This window comes from Nocardioides sp. NPDC054178 (assembly GCF_055585005.1).
Genome location: NZ_JBVJKY010000001.1, coordinates 1,354,268 through 1,374,557, shown reverse-complemented (window position 1 = coordinate 1,374,557; position 20,290 = coordinate 1,354,268). Strand labels below are relative to the sequence as shown.

General features: G+C 69.8%; 15 protein-coding genes. 5 read left to right on the top strand and 10 right to left on the bottom strand.

Features of this window, described 5'->3' with window-relative positions:
- Nucleotides 1-184: 184 nt before the first annotated feature.
- Complete coding sequence (locus tag ACZ6WN_RS06515; RefSeq protein WP_465863477.1) at nt 185-916, top strand: L,D-transpeptidase family protein; 732 nt, start codon at nt 185-187, stop codon at nt 914-916.
- Nucleotides 917-986: 70 nt separating this feature from the next.
- Here the strand turns inward: ACZ6WN_RS06515 and ACZ6WN_RS06510 are convergent, their stop codons facing one another.
- The gene (locus ACZ6WN_RS06510) at nt 987-2,663 is read right to left on the bottom strand and encodes a CHAP domain-containing protein (RefSeq protein WP_465863476.1); all 1,677 of its coding nucleotides are present in this window, start codon (nt 2,661-2,663) and stop codon (nt 987-989) included.
- Between the two features lie 201 nt (nt 2,664-2,864).
- On the opposite strand from ACZ6WN_RS06510, the gene pepN reads away from it, so the two are divergent.
- Both pepN and helR read left to right on the top strand, forming a co-directional pair.
- Complete coding sequence (pepN, locus tag ACZ6WN_RS06505) at nt 2,865-5,408, top strand: aminopeptidase N (protein WP_465863475.1); 2,544 nt, start codon at nt 2,865-2,867, stop codon at nt 5,406-5,408.
- Between the two features lie 248 nt (nt 5,409-5,656).
- Nucleotides 5,657-7,885 carry an RNA polymerase recycling motor ATPase HelR gene (gene helR, locus ACZ6WN_RS06500; protein WP_465863473.1) on the top strand — a complete coding sequence of 743 codons (2,229 nt, stop codon included), beginning with the start codon at nt 5,657-5,659 and terminating at the stop codon, nt 7,883-7,885.
- A 13-nt stretch (nt 7,886-7,898) separates the two neighbouring features.
- On the opposite strand, the gene ACZ6WN_RS06495 is transcribed toward helR, so the two are convergent.
- Nucleotides 7,899-8,189, bottom strand: a complete 291-nt coding sequence (locus tag ACZ6WN_RS06495; RefSeq protein ID WP_465863472.1) for a hypothetical protein — start codon at nt 8,187-8,189, stop codon at nt 7,899-7,901.
- A 120-nt stretch (nt 8,190-8,309) separates the two neighbouring features.
- Here ACZ6WN_RS06495 and ACZ6WN_RS06490 point away from each other — a divergent pair, with 120 nt between their 5' ends.
- Nucleotides 8,310-9,260, top strand: coding sequence for a mechanosensitive ion channel family protein (locus ACZ6WN_RS06490; protein ID WP_465863471.1), 951 nt, complete (start codon nt 8,310-8,312; stop codon nt 9,258-9,260).
- 47 nt (nt 9,261-9,307) lie between these two features.
- On the opposite strand, the gene ACZ6WN_RS06485 is transcribed toward ACZ6WN_RS06490, so the two are convergent.
- Nucleotides 9,308-9,733 (bottom strand): OsmC family peroxiredoxin, encoded by a 426-nt coding sequence (locus ACZ6WN_RS06485; RefSeq protein ID WP_465863470.1) that lies wholly within the window; start codon nt 9,731-9,733, stop codon nt 9,308-9,310.
- A gap of 85 nt (nt 9,734-9,818) precedes the next feature.
- On the opposite strand from ACZ6WN_RS06485, the gene ACZ6WN_RS06480 reads away from it, so the two are divergent.
- Nucleotides 9,819-10,190 carry a globin gene (locus ACZ6WN_RS06480; RefSeq protein ID WP_465863468.1) on the top strand — a complete coding sequence of 124 codons (372 nt, stop codon included), beginning with the start codon at nt 9,819-9,821 and terminating at the stop codon, nt 10,188-10,190.
- Between the two features lie 17 nt (nt 10,191-10,207).
- On the opposite strand, the gene ACZ6WN_RS06475 is transcribed toward ACZ6WN_RS06480, so the two are convergent.
- The 7 genes from ACZ6WN_RS06475 to ACZ6WN_RS06445 all read right to left on the bottom strand — a co-directional run bounded on the left by ACZ6WN_RS06475 (nt 10,208) and on the right by ACZ6WN_RS06445 (nt 20,021).
- The gene (locus ACZ6WN_RS06475) at nt 10,208-12,106 is read right to left on the bottom strand and encodes an APC family permease (RefSeq protein ID WP_465863466.1); all 1,899 of its coding nucleotides are present in this window, start codon (nt 12,104-12,106) and stop codon (nt 10,208-10,210) included.
- A 122-nt stretch (nt 12,107-12,228) separates the two neighbouring features.
- On the bottom strand, nt 12,229-12,915 hold the full coding sequence (locus tag ACZ6WN_RS06470) for a response regulator (RefSeq protein WP_465863464.1): 687 nt from the start codon (nt 12,913-12,915) through the stop codon (nt 12,229-12,231).
- A complete protein-coding gene (locus ACZ6WN_RS06465; RefSeq protein WP_465863463.1) occupies nt 12,912-15,455 on the bottom strand; it encodes a DUF4118 domain-containing protein in 2,544 nt (847 codons plus the stop codon). Before ACZ6WN_RS06465 ends, ACZ6WN_RS06470 begins: the two co-directional genes overlap by 4 nt.
- 21 nt (nt 15,456-15,476) lie before the next feature.
- Nucleotides 15,477-16,091 carry a potassium-transporting ATPase subunit KdpC gene (gene kdpC / locus ACZ6WN_RS06460; RefSeq protein ID WP_465863461.1) on the bottom strand — a complete coding sequence of 205 codons (615 nt, stop codon included), beginning with the start codon at nt 16,089-16,091 and terminating at the stop codon, nt 15,477-15,479.
- 2 nt (nt 16,092-16,093) lie between these two features.
- Nucleotides 16,094-18,163 (bottom strand): potassium-transporting ATPase subunit KdpB, encoded by a 2,070-nt coding sequence (kdpB, locus tag ACZ6WN_RS06455; protein WP_465863459.1) that lies wholly within the window; start codon nt 18,161-18,163, stop codon nt 16,094-16,096.
- Nucleotides 18,160-19,824 (bottom strand): potassium-transporting ATPase subunit KdpA, encoded by a 1,665-nt coding sequence (gene kdpA / locus ACZ6WN_RS06450; protein ID WP_465863457.1) that lies wholly within the window; start codon nt 19,822-19,824, stop codon nt 18,160-18,162. Before kdpA ends, kdpB begins: the two co-directional genes overlap by 4 nt.
- Nucleotides 19,821-20,021 (bottom strand): hypothetical protein, encoded by a 201-nt coding sequence (locus tag ACZ6WN_RS06445; RefSeq protein WP_465863455.1) that lies wholly within the window; start codon nt 20,019-20,021, stop codon nt 19,821-19,823. Before ACZ6WN_RS06445 ends, kdpA begins: the two co-directional genes overlap by 4 nt.
- Nucleotides 20,022-20,290 lie beyond the last annotated feature (269 nt).

Genomic DNA, 20,290 nt, shown 5'->3' with positions numbered 1-20,290 from the left:
TTCCGCCCCACGTTCACGGCGGTTCGTACGCCGCCCACGCCCTGACCACCGAGCCTCGGCGACCGCAGCGGCCTTTGTTTCGGACTTGTTACCGCTACCCGCAGGTAAGCCCTTTCATACCCCACTAGGCTTCCGCGGTCCGATCGCTCGGATCGGATTCATCCCCACAAAGGAGAGAGGTCTCGTGAGACTCTCGATCAACCGGAGAACAGGTCTGATCGGCGGTGTCGTCGCTGTCGTTGCGACCGCCGCTGCCATGTTCTCCCTGCTGCCCTCGAACGCAGGCGCCGCCACCACGGTGGTCCTCGACGGCGTCTCGGTCTCGGTGCCCTACGGCGGCACGCAGGTCGTCACCGTCAACCGCTCGTCCGGGACGTACGCCAACGTCCGATTCTGGGTGAAGACCGACGGCACGTGGACCCAGAAGTTCATGACCACCAAGGGGCGCATCGGCTCCGGCGGGCTCGTCCCCCGCGACCAGCGCAAGCAGGGCACCAGCACCACCCCGATGGGCACCTTCAGCCTGATGTCCACCTTCGGCACCCACGCCAAGGCGAGCACCCAGAAGCTGAGCCACACCAAGATCACCAGCGAGTCCTACTGGGTCCAGGACAACAACTCGGCCTACTACAACCGCTACCGCCTCAAGTCCCAGGGCGGCTTCCGTTACTCGCTCCCCACCAGCGACGTGAACAGCTCCGAGCGGTTGGCGGCCTACCCGACGCAGTACGAGTACGCGGTCGTCATCAAGTACAACTACGACAACCCCGTCCGCTACCGCGGCGCCGGGATCTTCCTGCACGTCAACGGCTCCGGTGCGACCGGCGGTTGCGTCAGCGTCCCGCGCTGGATGATGAAGGAGTACTTCAGCCTTCTCGACCCCACCAAGAAGCCCGTCATCGCCATCGGCGCCTGACGCGCGCAGCACAGCAGTGTGGGCCGGAGCGAACGTTTCGCTCCGGCCCACACTCGTTGCCGGACAGGTGTCACCTGACGGTGGTGAAGGCTCCCCCGCTGGCCCAGTAGGCGACCGCGTCGCCGCTGTAGGCAGCAGTGACCGCGTACTCACCTGCGGGGAGCTTGACGAACGTGACACCCGCCGCCCCGCCGCTGAGCGACTTGGTGACCGTACGCCCGCCGTTGGTCGTGATCTTGACCGTCCCGGTCGGCGCATAGCCCGGCGCGGTGACCTTGACGGCCACCTCCGCCTGACCGGAACCACCCGTTGCGGCGACCTTGACGCTCGGCTTGACGCGGACCCGGCCACTGGGGCCGTACGTCTTGCTGAGCGTCTGGCCGTCGCTGGAGCGGGCGACCACGGTGACGCTGAGGCGGTGGCTGACGTCGGCCTCGGTCGGACGGTACTTCTCGGTCGTCGCGCCCGAGATCGGCGTGCCTTCCCGCGTCCACTGGTAGGAGAGGTCGACCGCCTCGCTGAAGCTGCCCGGGTCGACCTGCATCAGGCCGCCGAGGCGGGTGCCGCCCTTCACGAAGCCGGCCGCGGTCTGCGACAGCTCGCCGCCGCTCGGCGGCTCCGCCGGCTGCTGCGGGGCCTTGCCGCCACCGACGAGGGTGTCGGCGAAGGCGTACGACTGCTTCGGACGGTAGCCCTCCTGGACACCGACGACCACGGCACCGATCCTCTTCCCGGAGGCCGTTGCGGGCACCTTGAGGAAGCGTGACTTGCTGCGGGCGATCAGGGTCTTGTCGGCGTACCACCTGACCTCGCCGATCTTGGCCGACGGCTCGTAGTCCGCTCCGCCGACGGCGACCGTCGAGCCGACCTTCTGGGTGCCGGTGATCTTCGGCTGCGCCAGGACCTTGAACGTGCCCTGCTTGATCGGCGGCAGGATCTCGCTCATTGTCTTGGCCCCGCTGTAGTCCCGGCGGGTGCCGGTGAGCACCGCCGCGATCTGCTTGCCGGCGAGGTGGCCGGGGATGCGGAAGGTCTTGTTGGTCGCACCCGGGATCGGCTTCTTGTTCACGATCCACTGGTAGCGGATCTTGTTCGGGTTCGGGCTCCACGAGCCGGTGTTGACGGTGACCGCCCTGCCGACCTGCGCCGTGCCCTCGACCGTGGGCCGCTTGGTGACCGAGAGGCGCTTCGTCGACGGCGTCCCCTTGTCGTTGATGTGGATGAACCCGGTCGGGTAGTTCACCGAGTCCTTGCCGATCCGGCGCCAGCTGATGTCGCTGCCGTAGTTGGACTCCGAGATCGTGATCGTGTCCGCGCCGACCTTCTCGACGATGGCGACGTGCCCGAAGCGGCTCGCGCTCGGGTGCGAGGAGTGCCACCAGGCGACCGAGCCGACGGTCGGCGTCCGGTTCGTCAGCCTGCTCAGCGCAACGCCCCAGTTGGTCGCGTTGCCCTCGCCCGACCAGGGGCGGGCGTTCGGCAGTCCGGTCTGGATCAGCTTGTACGCGACGTAGTTCGTGCAGTTCCGGCCGGCGTACATGCGCCAGTACATGCTTCCCCAGGCACTTTCGTAGCCGGCGGTGGAGTAGCCCTTGCTGCGACAGTCCGAGAACCCGGAGCAGAGCGTGATGGAGCCCGCGTGCGCCGGTGATGCCAGCTTGGGGATGACTTGCACACCGAGGCCGACGAGCAGCAGAACCGCGCCGGTGACCAAGGTCCGGCGCAGCGCCCCGCCAGGCTTCCCCACCCGGCGCGGCTTCTGTGAATACTGATGTTCCTGTGACTTGAGGGGCACATGAGCACCCTAGAGAAAGTTGTCAACCATTGATACCGGTGTGTCGGAATTACAACACTGTATTTTTACTTTCCACGCTCAGCGACTCCCAAGAACGGGCAACAACGCCGATATAAATGTCTCGAATTCCGGGCAGAATGAGAGGATCCAGGCATGCCTGGAACCAATCTGACGCGCGCCGAAGCCACCGCTAGGGCCGCACTCCTCGACGTCCTCTCGTACGACATCGATCTCGACCTCACCACGGGTGCTGAGACGTTCGGCTCGACGACGACGATCACCTTCACCTCCACCGAGGCCGGCGCCTCGACCTTCGCCGATCTGGTCGGTGCGACGGTCCACGAGATCACGCTCAACGGCGTGGCGCTCGACCCCGCGGTGGCGTACCAGGACTCCCGGATCCAGCTGGACGGTCTCGCGGCCGAGAACGTGCTGGTCGTCAAGGCCGACTGCACCTACTCCCACACCGGCGAGGGTCTGCACCGCTTCGTCGACCCCGCCGACGACCGCGTCTACCTCTACTCCCAGTTCGAGGTGCCCGACGCGCGCCGCGTCTACACCACGTTCGAGCAGCCCGACCTCAAGTCCGTCTTCACCTTCCACGTGACCGCTCCCGAGGGCTGGAAGGTCGTCTCCAACGCGGTCACGCCCGAGCCGAAGCCGCTGGGCGACGGCCGCGCGACCTGGGACTTCGAGCCCACCAAGAAGATGTCGACCTACATCACCGCGCTGATCGCCGGTGAGTACCACGAGGTCCAGGACGTCTACGAGGGCAAGTTCGGCACGATCCCGCTGGGCCACTACTGCCGCCAGTCCCTGGTCCCCTACCTCGACCGCGACGAGGTCGTGAAGATCACCAAGCAGGGCTTCGAGTTCTTCGAGGACGCCTTCGACTTCCCCTACCCCTTCGGGAAGTACGACCAGCTCTACGTGCCGGAGTACAACATGGGCGCGATGGAGAACGCCGGCGCCGTGACGCTGCGCGACGAATACCTGCCGCGCTCCAAGCAGCCGCGCTCCTTCTACGACTTCCGCGCCTCGGTGATCCTGCACGAGATGGCGCACATGTGGTTCGGCGACCTGGTCACCATGAAGTGGTGGGACGACCTCTGGCTCAACGAGTCGTTCGCCGAGTGGGCCTGCTACCACGCCCAGGCCAACGCGACCGAGTTCACCGACGCCTGGACCGGGTTCACCAACGCGCGCAAGCAGACCGGCTACCGCCAGGACCAGCTGCCCACCACGCACCCGATCGCCGCGGACAACTACGACCTGCAGGCCGTCGAGGTCAACTTCGACATGATCACCTACGCCAAGGGCGCCTCGGTCCTGAAGCAGCTGGTGGCGTGGGTCGGGCTGGAGCCGTTCCTGGAGGGCCTGAAGGCCTACTTCAAGGAGTTCGCCTACGGGAACTCCGAGTTCAAGGACCTGCTGCGCCACCTCGAGGCCGCCTCCGGCCGTGAGCTCCAGGGCTGGGCCCAGGAGTGGCTGCAGACCGCCGGCGTCAACACCCTCGCGCCCGAGTTCACCCTCGCCGAGGACGGTTCGTACGCCTCCTTCGCGGTGCGCCAGTCGGCCGCTGCCGACTACCCGACGCTCCGTCGCCACCGCATCGGCCTCGGCCTCTACGACCTGATCGACGGCGCGCTGGTGCGCCGCGACGCGTTCGAGATCGACGTCACCGGTGAGCTGACCTCGGTTCCGCAGCTCGAGGGCGTCAAGCAGCCCGACCTGCTGCTGCTCAACGAGGGCGACCTGACGTACGCCAAGATCCGGCTCGACGAGCGCTCGCTGGCCACCGCGCTGTCGTCGCTGTCGGCGCTGGACGACTCGCTCTCGCGCGCGCTGATCTGGGGCGCTGCCTGGGACATGACCCGCGACGCCGAGATGCGGGCAAGCGACTTCGTCGAGCTCGTGCTCGCCAACATCGGCCAGGAGACCGACGCCTGGGGCGTCACCCGGATCCCGGTCTTCGCCGCGCAGGCGGTCAACTCGTTCTCCGCCCCGGCCAACCGCGACGCCCTCAAGGCGCGCTGGGAGAGCGGGCTCCGGGAGCTGCTGGCGGCCGCCGCGCCGAACAGCGACCACCAGCTGACCTTCGCCCGGACGTACGCCTCGGCAGCCCGCTCCGAGGCCGCGATCGCCGACCTCCAGGGGCTGCTCTCCGGCGACCTGGCCTTCGACGGTCTCGACATCGACCAGGACCTCCGCTGGGCGCTGGTCACCGGCCTGGCCGCCTCCGGCACCTTCGGTGAGGCCGAGATCGCCGCCGAGCTCGAGCGCGACAACACCATCTCCGGCAAGGAGAAGGCCGCTGCCGCCCGCGCCGCGCAGCCGACCCCGGAGGCCAAGGAGGCCGCCTGGGAGTCGGTCGTCGTCCGCACCGACGTCGCCAACGAGACCGCTCGCTCGATCGTGCTCTCGTTCCAGCGCAGCGGCCAGGACGAGGTGCTGGCGCCCTACATCGACCGCTACTTCGAGGCCGCCGACACGCTCTGGGAGCACCTCGGCACCCACCGCGCCTCGACGGTGCTGGAGTTCATCTTCCCGAAGCCGGCCGCCTCCCCCGAGCTCCTGGAGAAGGCCGACAAGTGGCTCGAGACCTCCCCCGCCGAGCCCGCCGCCAAGCGGTACGTCCGCGAGGGACGTGACGAGGTCGCCCGCGCCCTCGCGGCTCAGGAGCGCGACGCGCAGTAGGTCCCCGCCGAGTCGGCGCGTCCTGACCGCCATCCTCGCCGAGTCGGCGCGTCATAACGCGCCGACTCGGCGAGGTTTTGGGTCAAGATGCGCCGACTCGGCGCCAAAAACGACGAAAGGAAGGGAGAAACTCTCCCTTCCACTAACAACTTTATAGCGCATATGGGGGCTTGCCGCAAGGCCCCCGGCTTGGGGCAGAATCTCCTCCTCGAACAGGTAAAGTGCCTGTTCAGACAGGGGATTCAGCGTTGCAAGCATTCGATCTCGCGGGCCGTCACGACGCCAAGGCGGACCCGGCACTGATCGCCGAGGACGAGCGGCACTTCGCTGCCATCGCGGAGAGCCTCGAGGAGCAGATCTCCGAGCTGAACGAACGGCTCGATGACGTACGCCGCCGGCCGGGCGGGCACGGGCAGGAGGCGATGGACCGCGATCTGGAGGTGCACCGGATCGGTGGGCAGCTGCGGATGCTGCGACGGTTCAGCCTGGACCTGTGCCTGGGGCGGATCGTCACGGAGTCGGGCAGCACGATCTACATCGGGCGGCTCGGACTGACCGCCAGCGACGGGCGCCGGCTGCTGGTCGACTGGCGCTCGCCGGCCGCGGAGCCGTTCTTCGCGGCCACCCATGCCGACCCGCGCGGCCTGCTGAGCCGGCGCCGCTACCGCTGGACCAACGGGCGGATCACCGACTACTGGGACGAGGTCTTCACCGCCGACGGGCTCGAGGGGCACGCGGCCCTCGACGACCAGTCGGCCTTCATCGCCACCCTCGGCAGCAGCCGTTCGCCGCGGATGCGCGATGTGCTCGGCACCATCCAGGCCGACCAGGACGCCATCGTCCGCGCGTCCTCGCGGGGCGCCCTGGTCGTCGACGGCGGTCCGGGGACGGGCAAGACCGTGGTGGCGCTGCACCGCACGGCGTACCTCCTCTACTCCGACCCGCGCCTGGGCGAGGGCAAAGGCGGGGTGCTGTTCGTGGGACCGCACGAGCCCTACCTCTCCTACGTCGCCGACGTGCTGCCGAGCCTGGGCGAGGAGGGCGTCCGCACCACCACGCTGCGGAGGATGGTGCCCGAGGGCGCCTCGTTGGCGCCCGAGACCGACACGGAGGTCGCCCGGCTCAAGGCCGACGCCAGGATGGTCGCGGCGATCGAGCCGGCGGTCGCGCTCTACGAGAAGCCCCCGTCGAAGCCGACGCTGGTCGAGACCCCCTACGGCGACGCGGTGATCAGCACCGGCGACTGGGCCGAGGCGATCGCCGCGGCCGAGCAGGGTACGCCGCACAACGACGCTCGCGACCAGGTCTGGGACGCGCTGCTGAGGATCGTGACCGACCGGATCCAGGCGAACGCCGGAGCCGACCCCGACCGCGACTACGACGCCGATCTCGACGACTGGGGCGACCCGGACCCGGACGAGGACGAGTTCGACGCGTACGGGCTGGTCGACGAGGACGCCACCGACGCCCTGCGCACCTCGCTGGAGAACAACGCCGGGCTGCTCGACGTCTTCGGGCAGGTCTGGCCGAGGCTGCGGCCCGCCGACATCGTGGGCGACCTGTGGGAGGTCCCGGCGTTCCTGCGGCTGTGTGCGCCGTGGCTCACGCCCGAGGAGGTGAAGCGCCTGCAGCGCGAGGACGCCCGGGCATGGACGGATGCGGACCTGCCGCTGCTCGACGCCGCCCACCGCCGGCTCGGCGACCCCGACGCCTCTCGGCGCCGGAGCGCCCAGAAGGCTGCGGCAGCCGCCGACCGGAAGGCGAAGGCCGAGGTCGTCTCGGACCTGATCAGCCACGACGACTCCGAGATGAAGGTGATGTCGATGCTGCGCGGCCAGGACGTGCGCACCGCGCTCCTGGACGACTCGGTGCGGGAGACCGAGGAGCTCGACCCGTACGCGGGCCCGTTCGCGCACATCGTCGTCGACGAGGCGCAGGAGCTGACCGATGCCGAGTGGCAGATGCTCATCAGCCGCTGCCCTTCGCGCAGCTTCACGATCGTGGGCGACCGGGCACAGGCGCGCCACGGGTTCACCGAGTCGTGGCAGGAACGGCTCGAGCGCGTCGGCCTGGACCGGATCGAGATGGCCGGCCTCAGCATCAACTACCGCACGCCCGAGGAGGTGATGACCGAGGCCGAGCCGGTCATCCGCGCGGCGCTCCCCGACGCCAACGTGCCGACGTCGATCCGCGCCTCCGGCATCCCGGTCGTGCACGGCTCCGTCGCGGATCTCGACGTGATCCTGGACACCTGGCTCGCCGAGAACGAGGAGGGCATCGCCTGCGTCATCGCGAGCGGTTCACCCGATACCGACGAAGGCCGCGTACGCCGTCTGAGCCCCGTTCACGCCAAGGGGCTCGAGTTCGACCTGGTCGTCCTCATCCGCCCCGAGACGTACGGGACCGGGATCGAGGGTGCCGTGGACCGCTACGTCGCGATGACGCGGGCGACCCAGCAGCTGGCCGTCCTGACCTGAGAGACGGCGAGGGTCAGTGGGTCGTGGCGGGGAGGTTGTCGTCCTCGGCCTTGTGGGGCTTGGGCAGCAGCCCCTCGCCGCGGAACACACCCGGCAGGAGCACCAGCAGGGAGATGACCACCATCAGGATCACCGGGATGAGCAGGATGAGCAGGAGCAGACCGGAGGCGGTCATGGCCTCGGCGACCGGCCAGCCTTCGGGAACCGCGGCGCTGGCGGGGCCGGCGGTAGCAACAGAGGCGACGACGGCGGCGGTGGCGGAGGCGCCGAGGAGGCCGGCGCGGCGCAGGATCTGGTTGCTCACGGGGCAGATACTAACCGGCGTACGTGCCTGTTCTCATCTCTGCCCCTGATACCCGGGGCGGGAGTCGATGCCCGCCTGGGGATTGGCCGCGGGCCTTGAACGCCTTGGATACTGGAACCCATGTCCATTCCCCCGAATCCCCCTCTGGTCTCGGTCTCGTGGTCGACGCTCGGCGAATGGGTGATCGGCATCCCGCTGCGCATCCTCGGCCTGGTCGTCCTGGCGATCGTGCTCCGCTGGGTGCTGCACCGGGTGATCGACAAGGTCGTCAGCCGCGCCGTCGAGGCGCCGACGCTCGCCGGGAAGATCACCAAGCTGCACGAACCCGGCGACGAGATCCACGCGAGCTCCCGCCGCAGCCAGCGCGCCCAGGCGATCGGATCGCTGCTCAAGAGCGTCGTCACCGGTGTCCTGGTCGCGATCTTCGCCACCATGATCCTGGACGAGCTCGGCATCAACATCGCCCCGATCATCGCCTCGGCCGGCATCGTCGGTCTGGCACTCGGTTTCGGCGCCCAGTCGCTGGTGCGGGACTACCTGTCCGGCATCTTCATGATCATCGAGGACCAGTACGGCGTCGGTGACAGCATCGAGGTCAACAACATCAGCGGCACCGTCGAGGCCGTCACCCTGCGGATCACCCGGCTGCGCTCGCTCGACGGCACGGTCTGGTACATCCCCAACGGGGAGATCCTCACCGTCGGCAACCACAGCCAGAACTGGGCCCGCGCCGTCATCGACGTCGGCGTCGGCTACAACGAGGACCTCAACAAGGTGCAGCGCGTGCTGCGCGAGGTCTCCCACGACCTGTGGGTCGACGAGGAGTTCAAGGGCCAGATCATCGAGGAGCCCGAGGTCACCGGTGTCGAGGCACTGGCCGCCGACTCCATCACCCTGCGGGTGCTGATCAAGACGCTGCCGCTCAAGCAGTGGGCGATCGCGCGCGAGATGCGCCAGCGGATCAAGGCCCGCCTGGACTACGAGGGCATCGAGATGCCGTTCCCGCAGCGGGTCATCTGGCACCGCGAGGAGACGGCTGCCGCCACCCAGGAGGAGAAGGCCAAGGCCTGACCCGCCCCACCAGTGATGCCCCGGCCGGAGCCGGGGCATCACGCATCTCAGGCGAGGGCGGCGTCGAGGGTGATCGTGGTGCCGGCGAGCGCCTGGCTGACCGGGCAGCCGGCCTTGGCGGCCTCGGCGAGGCTGACGAAGGTGTCGTTGTCGAGCCCCTCCACCACACCGCGCGTGGTCAGCTTGATGCCGGTGATGCCCTTGCCGGGGGTGAACTCGACCTCAGCGCTGGTCTCCAGGCTGGTCGGCGGGGTGCCGTTCTCGGCGAGGCCGTTGGAGAAGGCCATCGAGAAGCAGGAGGAGTGAGCAGCGGCGATGAGCTCCTCGGGGCTGGTCTTGCCGCTGGGCTCCTGCGAGCGAGCCACCCAGGTGACGTCGTACGTCCCCAGGCCCGAGGAGTCCAGCGTCACCTTGCCGGCGCCCTCGAAGAGCGAGCCCTCCCAGACGGTGGTGGCAGTGCGAGTGGTGGCCATCGTTATCTCCCAAAGTTCGTGTGAGTGCGTACGCCCCGATCCTGCCACGGGAGGCGAGCGCGGACGCGCGTGGAAGAATGGCTCAGTGACGTTTTATGAGGAGATCGGCGGGATGGACACGATCCGCACGATCGTGGCCAAGTTCTACGAGGGCGTGGCGACCGACGAGCTGATGCGGCCGATGTATCCCGAGGAGGATCTCGGTCCGGCGCAGGAGCGGCTGACGCTCTTCCTGGCTCAGTACTGGGGCGGCCCGACGACCTACTCCGAGCAGCGCGGCCACCCGCGGCTGCGGATGCGTCACGCCCCGTTCGAGGTCACCTCGGAGGCCCGTGACCGCTGGCTCCAGCACTTCCGCGAAGGTCTCGACGCCGCCGGGCTCACCCCCGAGCAGGACGCGCAGTTCTGGGCGTACGTCGAGCATGCGGCGAACTTCATGATCAACGCCCCGAGCTGAACCCCGCGGGGCGTTGATCAGCCCACGTGCACGTGGGGCCGGCGGGTCCGGTCCGGCTCGGCGCGCCGCAGGATCTCCCGGGTGGTCGGAGCGACCTCGCCGACCCCGATGAACAGGAACCGCAGCAGGTTGAGCGCCGGGTTGCCCTCGGTCCACTCGAAGTAGATGTGCGGCACCACGCCGGTGACGTCGCGGACGTGGAGCAGGACCGCGGCCAGCGCGTTGGGCACTGACGGTGCCTCCAGACGCAGCACCCGACGGCTCCCGATCACCTCGCTGCGTACCTTCAGGGTGCCCTCGAAGTCTGACGGGTCGGTGACGAGCACCTCGACGAAGACGAGGTCGGTCTCGTCGGCCAGGTCGTTGTCGGCGACGATCTGGCGGAGCTTGTCCTCGTACTCCTCCGGGCCCTCGGTGCCCTCGTGCTCGTTGGCGATCAGCCGGATCTGGCGGCGGGCGCACTCCCGCAGGAACGTCTCGGCCCTCCTGTCCAGCTCGACGCCGGTGACGCGCAGCTCGAAGGAGCGCATGATCCGGGAGATGAGCGAGACGCCGATGATCGCGGCGATGAAGCAGGCGGCGATCTTGACGCCGTCGGGGCGCTCGATCACGTTGGAGACCGTGGTGTAGGCGAACACGGCCGCGATCAGGCCGAACAGCACCGTCCGGACCCGCTGGCCGGCCTTGCGCGCAGCCAGGGTGACCGCCACCGCGGCCGACAGCATGAGGACCAGGACACCGGTGGCGTACGCACCGCCCTGGGCGTCCACGTCGGCGTCGAAGATCCAGGTGATCAGGAACGCTGCCGCAGAGATGGTCACGACCAGCGGCCGGGTCGCGGCCGCCCACTCCGGTGACATCCAGTAGCGAGGCAGGTAGCGCGGGATCAGGTTGAGCAGACCGGCCATCGCCGAGGCGCCGGCGAACCACAGGATGAGGATGGTCGAGATGTCGTACGCCGTCCCGAAGGCGCTGCCGAGGTAGTCGTGCGCGAGGTAGGCCAGCGCGCGGCCGTTGGCCCCGCCGCCCTCCTCGAAGGCCTCCGCCGGGATCAGCAGGGTGGTCACCCAGGAGGAGGCGATCAGGAACACGCTCATCGTCAGGGCGGCCGCGGTGAGCAGCTTCTTGGTGCCGCGGATCCGCCCTGCCGGGTCCTCCTCGGTGTCGCTCCTGTCGCCCTCGACCTGCGGCATCACCGCGACACCGGTCTCGAAGCCGCTCATCCCGAGGGCGAGCTTGGGAAAGACGAGCAGCGAGACGGCGATCATCGTCGTGACGTTGCCGTGCTCGAGGAAGAGCGCGTCGTTCCAGCGGGTGAAGACGCTCGGGTTGCTGAACACGTGGACGAGGCCGACGACGATGACGACGGCGTTGAGGGCGAGGAAGGTCGTCACCAGGCCGACCGCGATCCCGATCGCCTCCTTGAAGCCCTTGAAGAAGACGGCCCCGAGCGCGGCCAGCAGCACCAGGGTGATCACCATGTTGTGCCCGTGCCAGGTGGAGGGGAAGAGCGGGTTCTCCACCACGTGCGCGGCGCCGTCGGCGGCCGAGAGGGTCATCGTGATGATGAAGTCGGTGGCCGCGAAGCCCAGCAGGGCGAGCACGAACGCCTTGCCACCCCAGCGCGACAGCAGCCGCTCCAGCATCGCGATCGAGCCCTGACCGTGCGGGCTCTCGGCCGCCACCCGGCGGTAGACCGGCAGCGCGCCGAGCAGCGTCAGCCCGACCAGGACCAGGGTCGCGATCGGCGAGAGCAGCCCGGCAGCGAGCGCCGCGATGCCCGGCTGGTAGCCCAGCGTCGAGAAGTAGTCGACACCGGTCAGGCACATCACCTGCCACCACGGATGCTTCTTCTCGGGGGTCTCGGCGGGCTCGGCCGCGTCCGGGACGCTGCTCGCCGTGGTCACTGCGGTCACGGGATCAATTCTTCTGGCCGATCCACCCGGATGCGGCATCCGAGCCCCGCGGGAAGGCGTAAGGATTCCGTCAAGATTCCGCGTGGCGGGTGCTCTGCCGGCCCTCGGGGTCGCGGCCTCGGCTACTCGCCCGGGTCGAGGGTGTAGCCGACTCCCGGCGTGGTGACGAGGTAGCGCGGGTGGGCGGGGTCGTCCTCGAGCTTGCGGCGGAGCTGAGCGGCGTAGACGCGTAGGTAGTGGGTCTCCTTGGCGTACGCCGGGCCCCAGACCTCCTTGAGGATCTGGTCGCGGGGCACCAGCCGGCCGACGTTGCGGGCCAAGAGCTCCAGGAAGGACCACTCGGTCGGGGTCAGTCGCACGTCCTCACCGGCACGGTGGACCCGCTTGCGGGCGAAGTCGATCTCCAGGTCGCCGACGCTGAGGGTGGTCGCGGCCGGGGGCGCGGACTCCTGAGAACGCCGGACGGCCGCTCGCAGGCGGGCCATCAGCTCGTTCATCGCGAACGGCTTGGTCACGTAGTCGTCGGCGCCCAGGTCGAGCGCCTCGATCTTGTCGTCACCGTGCTGGCGCGCGGAGAGCACGACCACCGGCACCTGGGTCCAGCCGCGGAGCCCCTCGATCACCTCGGTGCCGTCCAGGTCGGGGAGCCCGAGGTCGAGCAGGACGACGTCGGGTCGGGTCGCCGCCGCGGCCGCGAGCGCAGAACGCCCGTCGACCGCCGTCTCGACCTCCCAGCCGGCGGCGCGCAGGTTGATGGCGAGCGCCCGCAGCAGAGCGGGCTCGTCGTCGACGACGAGTACGCGGCTCATCGGGCGTTCGCCCGCGGCACCGCGACGACCATGGTCAGGCCGCCACCGGGAGTGTCCTCGGCCGACAGCTGGATGCCCAGCGCCTCGCTCAGGCCCCTGGCCACCGCCAGGCCCAGCCCCAGGCCACCGGCCGAGGTGTCGTCGAGGCGCTGGAACGGCTCGAACATCCGCTCCCGCTGGTCCTCGGGCACCCCCGGTCCACGATCGACGATCATCACCTCCACAGTCTCCGGTGTCTCGTGCGCCAGGACCCGCACCGGCTCGCCGACGCGGGGTCCCTGGCGGCTGACCCGGACCGCGTTGCCGACCAGGTTGGCGACGATGCGCTCGAGCAGGCCCGAGTCGGTCCGTACGAGCGGGGTGTCCTCGCCGACCTCGAAGGCGATCGAGCCCGGAGGCAGGCCGGCGACCGCCATCGGCAGCGACTCCTCCAGGCTGACGTCCCGCATCGCGGGGTGCACCAGGCCGGCCTCGACCCGGGAGAGGTCGAGGAGGTTGTCGATGAGCGACTCCAGCTGGTCGGCGGAGGTGGCGGCCGACTCGACGAGCTCCTTGCGGTCCTCCTCCGGCACCCGGCCCACGAGGAGACCGTCGAGGGCTGCCCGCATGGTGGCCAGCGGCGTACGCAGGTCGTGGGAGACGGCGCGGAGCAGCGCCGTCGAGGTCTGCTCGGCCCGCTCCAGGGCGAGTGCACGGTCGGCCTGGTCGCGCAGGCGACGGTGCTCCAGCACCAGCGACGTCTGGACCGCGAAGGCCTCCAGGACCCGTCGGTCGCTCGCCCGCAGCGGGGTGCCGCGCAGGACGATCACGTGGGTGTCGTCGACGGCGACCTGGGCGTCGCCCTGGTTCGGGTCCGCCGGATAGCCGATCCCGGCACCGGCCAGCCGCACCCATCCCTGCGGCGTCTCCTCCAGCAGCACCACCGCCTGCTGCGCGAAGGTCTCGCGCACCCGGCTCACGATCGCCTCGGCGGTGTCCTGCCCGGTGAGCACCGAGCGCGACAGTGCCCCCATCGTCGCCGCCTCTCCCCTGGCCTGGCGGGCTTCGGCCGCGCGCCGCGAGGCCCGGTCGACGACGGTGGCGACACCGACCGCGACCGCGACGAAGATCACCAGCATCACCAGGTTGCGCGGCTCGGCGATAGTGAAGCGGCGTACGGGCTGGGTGAACCACCAGTTGAGGTGGAGGAAACCGGCGAGAGCGGCGGCCACCGCCGGCCAGCGACCGCCGACGAGCGCGACCAGCACGGTGGCGGCGAGCAGCAGCATGCTGGCCAACGGGAGCTGGTTGGAGATGTCGCCCTCGATACCGTCGTGGTGGAGCAGCCAGACCAGGGCCGAGGGCACCAGGATCGCGCACAGCCACCCCAGAGCCTGCCGGGTGCGGCTGAGCGGCGAGCCGAGGCCGCCACGGTCCCGCGAGCCCCGGGCGATCTCGGCGTGGGTGACCAGATGTACGTCGATCGAGCCGGCCGCGGCCGCGATCCGGTCTCCGGTGGTGCCGGTGAACAGCCGTCGCAACCGCCCGTGCCGAGAGACACCGACGATGATCATGGTGGCGTTGGCGCCGGTCGCGAAGTCGACGACGGCGGAGGCCGCGTCCTCTCCGACGACGCTGTGGAAGGTGCCGTCCAGCGACGCGGTCAGCGCCTGGACGCGCTCGATCGACCCGGCCTCCGGCCTGGCCAGCCCGTCGGAGGTGACCACGTGCACCGCCAACAGCTCGGATCCCTTCGCGCGCTGGCAGAGCCGGGCCGCCCGCCGCAGCAGCGTCTCCGACTCCGGCCCGCCGGTGACCGCGACCACGATCCGCTCCTTGGTCGGCCAGGGGTGCTCGATCCGGTGCTCGCGCCGATAGTCGCCGAGGGCGTCGTCGACCCGGTCGGCCAGCCACAGCAGCGCCAGCTCGCGCAGCGCGGTCAGGTTGCCGACCCGGAAGTAGGAGGTCAGGCTCGCGTCGATGTTCTCGGGCTTGTAGATGTTGCCGTGGGCCATCCGCCGCCGCAGCGCGTCGGGCGCCATGTCGACGAGCTGGATCTGGTCGGCGGTGCGGACCACCTCGTCGGGCACGGTCTCCCGCTGGCGAACGCCGGTGATCCGCTCGACCTCGTCGTTGAGCGACTCCAGGTGCTGGATGTTGACCGTGGTGATCACGTCGATCCCCGCCGCCCGGATCTGCTCGACGTCCTGGGCCCGCTTGGTGTGGTGGCTGCCGGGAACGTTGGTGTGCGCGAGCTCGTCGATACAGACGACCTTCGGGTCACGAGCGATCACCGCCTCCACGTCGAGCTCGGTGAAGGTCGCCCCGCGATAGCCGACCTCTCGGCGGGGGATCACCTCGAGCCCGTCGATCTGGCGCGCGGTGTTGCTGCGGTCGTGGGTCTCGACGAACCCGACCACCACATCGGTCCCCCGCGCCTGGCGCCGCTGCGCCTCGCCGAGCATGGCGTACGTCTTGCCGACCCCTGGCGCGGCTCCGAGATAGACGGTCAGCCGCCCCCGCTTTCGCGGGGACGGGCCTTCCGTCGACGTGGTCTGCACGTCCCTATTCAACCCCGTGCCCTACTCGACCCTGTGCGTACGCACCGCGATGTTGAGCTCGAGCACATTGACCCGCGGCTCACCGAGGAACCCGAAGGTGCGGCCGTCGGTGTGGTCGGCCACCAGCGCCGCCACCGTCTCCTCCGCGAGCCCGTTGGCGCGGGCCACCCGGGACACCTGGAGGGCTGCGTAAGCCGGCGAGATGTCCGGGTCGATGCCGCATGCGGAGGCGGTGACGGCGTCGGCGGGAACCTGGTCGACCGAGACGCCTTCGCGCGCGGCGATCTCGCGCTGGCGCTCCTTGATCGCCTTGACCAGGTCCGGGTCCTCCGGGCCGAGGTTGGAGCCGTAGGTGGACAGCGTGTCCCAGCCGTCGCCGGCGGCGCTGGGTCGTGGGTAGAAGAGCCCCTCGTCGGCGTTGCGCTGACCGATCAGGGCCGAGCCGACCGCCTCGGCGGGGTCGTCGGTGTGCGCCCCCGACTCGGTGACCAGGGAGCCGTCGGCACGCCACCCGAAGGCGGCCTGGGCGACACCGGTGACGACGAGCGGGTAGGCGATCCCACACAGCAGGGTCGCGGCGAGGAGCACGCGGAGCCCGGCGAGGGAGTGGCGTAGCAGGGCAAAGAGATCTGACATGTTCACAGTCCTGGGATGAGAGAGATGACGAGGTCGAGCAGCTTGATCCCGACGAACGGCACGATCAGGCCGCCGACCCCGTAGAGCAGCAGGTTGCGCCGCAGCAGGGCAGACGCCGAGGAGGGCCGGTAGCGGACGCCGCGCAGCGCCAGCGGGATGAGCCCGACGATGATCAGCGCGTTGAAGACGACCGCGGAGACGATGGCAGACTCCGGCGAGGACAGCCGCATGATGTTGAGGACGTCCAGCGCGGGGAAGACGCCGACGAACATCGCCGGCAGGATCGCGAAGTACTTCGCGACGTCGTTGGCCACCGAGAACGTGGTCAGCGCGCCCCGGGTGATCAGCAGCTGCTTGCCGATCTCGACCACGTCGATGAGCTTGGTCGGGTCGGAGTCGAGGTCGACCATGTTGCCGGCCTCCTTGGCCGCGGTCGTCCCCGTGTTCATCGCGACACCGACGTCGGCCTGGGCCAGCGCGGGCGCGTCGTTGGTGCCGTCGCCGCACATCGCGACCATCCGCCCGCCGCGCTGCTCGCGGCGGATCAGCGCGAGCTTGTCCTCCGGGGTCGCCTCGGCTAGGACGTCGTCGACGCCGGCCTCCTTGGCGATGGCCCGGGCGGTGGCCGCGTTGTCACCGGTGATCATCACCGTCTTGATGCCCATCGCACGCAGCTCGTCGAACCGCTCCCGGATGCCGTCCTTGACGACGTCCTTGAGGTGAACGACACCCAGCACCCGTGCCGGGTCGTTGTTGCGATGCTCGGCGACGACGAGCGGGGTGCCACCGCTCTCGGCGATCTCCGAGACGACCACCGCGGTCTCCGGGGGCACCTGGCCGCCGTTCTCCTTGACCCAGGCCGCCACCGCGGACGCCGCGCCCTTGCGTACGCTCAGGCCGGGGCTGTCCAGACCGGACATCCGGGTCGTGGCGGAGAACTCGACCATCGTGGCGTCCGCGGGCCCGCCCATCGATCTCCCGACCAGCGTGAGGATGCTGCGGCCCTCCGGGGTCTGGTCGGAGAGGCTGGCCAGGACCGCGGCGTTCTCCGCGCCGGTCAGCGTGACCCCGGTGACCGGGATGATCTCGTACGCCTGCCGGTTGCCGTAGGTGATCGTGCCGGTCTTGTCGAGCAGGAGCACGTCCACGTCACCGGCCGCCTCGACGGCCCGACCCGACATCGCCAGGACGTTGCGGCGGACGAGCCGGTCCATGCCGGCGATGCCGATCGCGCTCAGCAGGGCGCCGATGGTCGTCGGGATCAGGCAGACCAGCAGCGCGGTGAGCACCAGCCACGACTGGTGGGCGTCGGAGTAGTCGGCCAGGTAGTAGAGGCTCCAGCAGACGACCACGAAGATGACGGTCAGGCTGGTCAGGAGCACGTTGAGAGCGATCTCGTTCGGCGTACGCTGCCGCTCCGAGCCCTCGACCAGGGCGATCATCCGGTCCACGAAGGAGTGGCCCGGGTCGGAGGTGATCCGGACGACGATCCGGTCCGAGAGGACCAGGGTGCCGCCGGTGACGGCAGAGCGGTCACCACCGGACTCGCGGATCACCGGGGCCGACTCGCCGGTCACAGCGCTCTCGTCGACGCTGGCGACACCCTCGATGACGTCACCGTCACCGGGGATCCGCTCGCCGGCCTCGACCACGACGACGTCGCCGGCGCGCAGGTCGGTCGAGGCGACGAGCTCCTCGGCGCCGAGACCACCGTGCAGGCGTCGCGCGGTCGTCTCGGTCTGGAGCGCGCGGAGCGAGGCCGCCTGCGCCTTGCCGCGGCCCTCGGCGACCGACTCGGCCAGGGCGCCGAAGACGACGGTGAGCCAGAGCCAGACGGTCACGAGCCAGCCCATCACCGACGGGTCGAGGACCGACATGACGGTCGTGGCGGCCGCACCGATCTCGACCACGAGCATGACCGGGGTGGCCACCAGCTTGCGGGGATCCAGCTTGCGCAGCGCACCAGGCACCGCCTCGGCGATCTGCTTGGCCGTGAGCACCGACGGGGTCGCCTCGACATGGGTGTGGTGCTCGGTGCGTTCTTCAGGGGTACGTACGGGGGTCTGGGTCATGACAGGGACTCCACGATCGGGCCCAGCATGAGAGCCGGGACGAAGGTCAGGCCGACCACGACCAGCGCGACGCCGGTCAGCAGGCCTACGAAGAGCGGGCGGTGGGTGGGCAGGGTGCCGGCGTTGTCCGGCAGCCGGTTGGCGGTCGCGAACCGGCCGGCCAGGGCGAGCACGAAGACCATCGGGACGAACCGGCCGAACAGCATCAGCAATCCGAGCAGCGTGTTCCAGAACGGGGTGCCCGAGGTGATCCCGGCGAAGGCGGAGCCGTTGTTGTTGGCGGCGCTGGTGACGGCGTACAGCGCCTCGGAGAGGCCGTGCGGACCGTCGGTCGAGAGACCGGCCAGCCCTGCCGGAGCGGTCAGCGCGATCGCCGCGCCCACCAGCACCAGGATCGGGGTGGTCAGGATGTAGACCGCGACCAGCACCATCTCGTCACGGCTGATCTTCTTGCCCAGGTACTCAGGCGTACGTCCCACCATCAGGCCGCACAGGAAGACCGTGACCACGGCGAGCATGAGCATGCCGTAGAGACCGGAACCGACCCCTCCGGGCGCGATCTCGCCGAGCATCATGCCGAACAGCGCGACACCGCCGCCGGGGGCTGTCAGGCTCTCGTGCATGCCGTTGACGGCGCCGGTCGAGGTGCCGGTGGTGGCCGCGGCGAAGAGCGCCGTGGCGGCCTCGCCGAAACGGGTCTCCTTGCCCTCCATCGCGGCGCCGGCGAGCTGCGGCGCGGTGCCGGGACCGGCCATCTCCGCCCAGGTCAGCAGGGCGATGCCTGCGGTGAGAAGGGTCGCCATCGTGGCCAGCACCGCACCCCCTTGGCGCTTGTCCTTGACGATCAGGCCGAACGCCCAGGCCATCGAGAACGGCAGCACCAGGATCGCCCAGATCTCGAGCAGGTTGGTGAACGGGTTGGGGTTCTCGAAGGGGTGGGCGGAGTTGGCGTTGTAGAACCCGCCACCGTTGGTGCCGAGCTCCTTGATCGCCTCCTGGCTGGCGACCGGGCCACCGGTCAGGGACTGGCTGCCCCCGGTCAGCGTGCTCATCTCGTGCACGGCGTGCAGGTTCTGCACCGCCCCGGCCGCGACCAGCACGATCGCGACGACGAACGCCGCCGGCAGCAGCACCCGGAGCGTCGTCCGCACCAGGTCGACCCAGAAGTTGCCGATCCGTCCCTGGTGGCGTGTCCGGGCCAGCCCGCGGGCGAAGGCCGCGGCGACGGAGAGACCGACCGCGGCGGAGACGAAGTTCTGCACCGCGAGTCCGGCCATCTGGATCAGGTGGCCGGTGGCCGCCTCACCCGAGTACCACTGCCAGTTGGTGTTGGTCACGAACGAGACCGCGGTGTTCCAGGCCCCGTCGCTGGGCAACGGGTCGAAGCCGCCGTCGAGCGGCAGCAGGTTCTGCAGCCGCCCGAAGGCGAACAGGAACAGGATCCCGACCAGCGAGAAGCCCAGCGCGGACATCGCGTAGGAACGCCAGTGCTGGTCGGCGTCGGCATCGACCTTGAGGGCCTTGTAGGCCGCCGTCTCGGCGCGCAGGTGCCTGGGGCTGGTGTAGATGTGGGCGAGGTAGCGGCCCAGGAGCGGCACGCTGAGCGCCAGCGCTGCGACCAGGGCCAGGATCTGCAGCACCGCTGCGAGCGTGGCGTTCATCGGGCGGCTCCGGGGATCCGGTTGTCGTGGGGGACGCTCACGCCCGCTGCGTCGTCGGCGGCGTCGGCAGCGACGTCGGCGGCGACGTCGTCCGCGGCTGGCTCGGGCGAGCCCAGCCGGCGGTCGATCAGGCCGACCAGCAGGGCGAGCCCGGCGAAGCACGCGAGCGTGAGGAGGATGTAGATGAGGTCTGACACGCCTCCATTCCAGACCCGCATCGGGCCGTTTCCGGCCGCGTTGACGGAACCCTTACGCCTGCTCCGGCCGCACCGGACGACCTTGACGGTTCCCTGACGCCTCGGCGACTTCTCGTGCCGCACACGGACGCCATAACCTGTCCTGGTGCGCAGGTGGCTGCGTGCGAACGAGCAGTCCGTCGGGCCGTTGCCCGCGAGCGAGGAAGAGAGGAGGTGGCCGCCATGGACGGTCAACCTCCGAGTACCACCTCGCCCTGACCGGTCCGGCC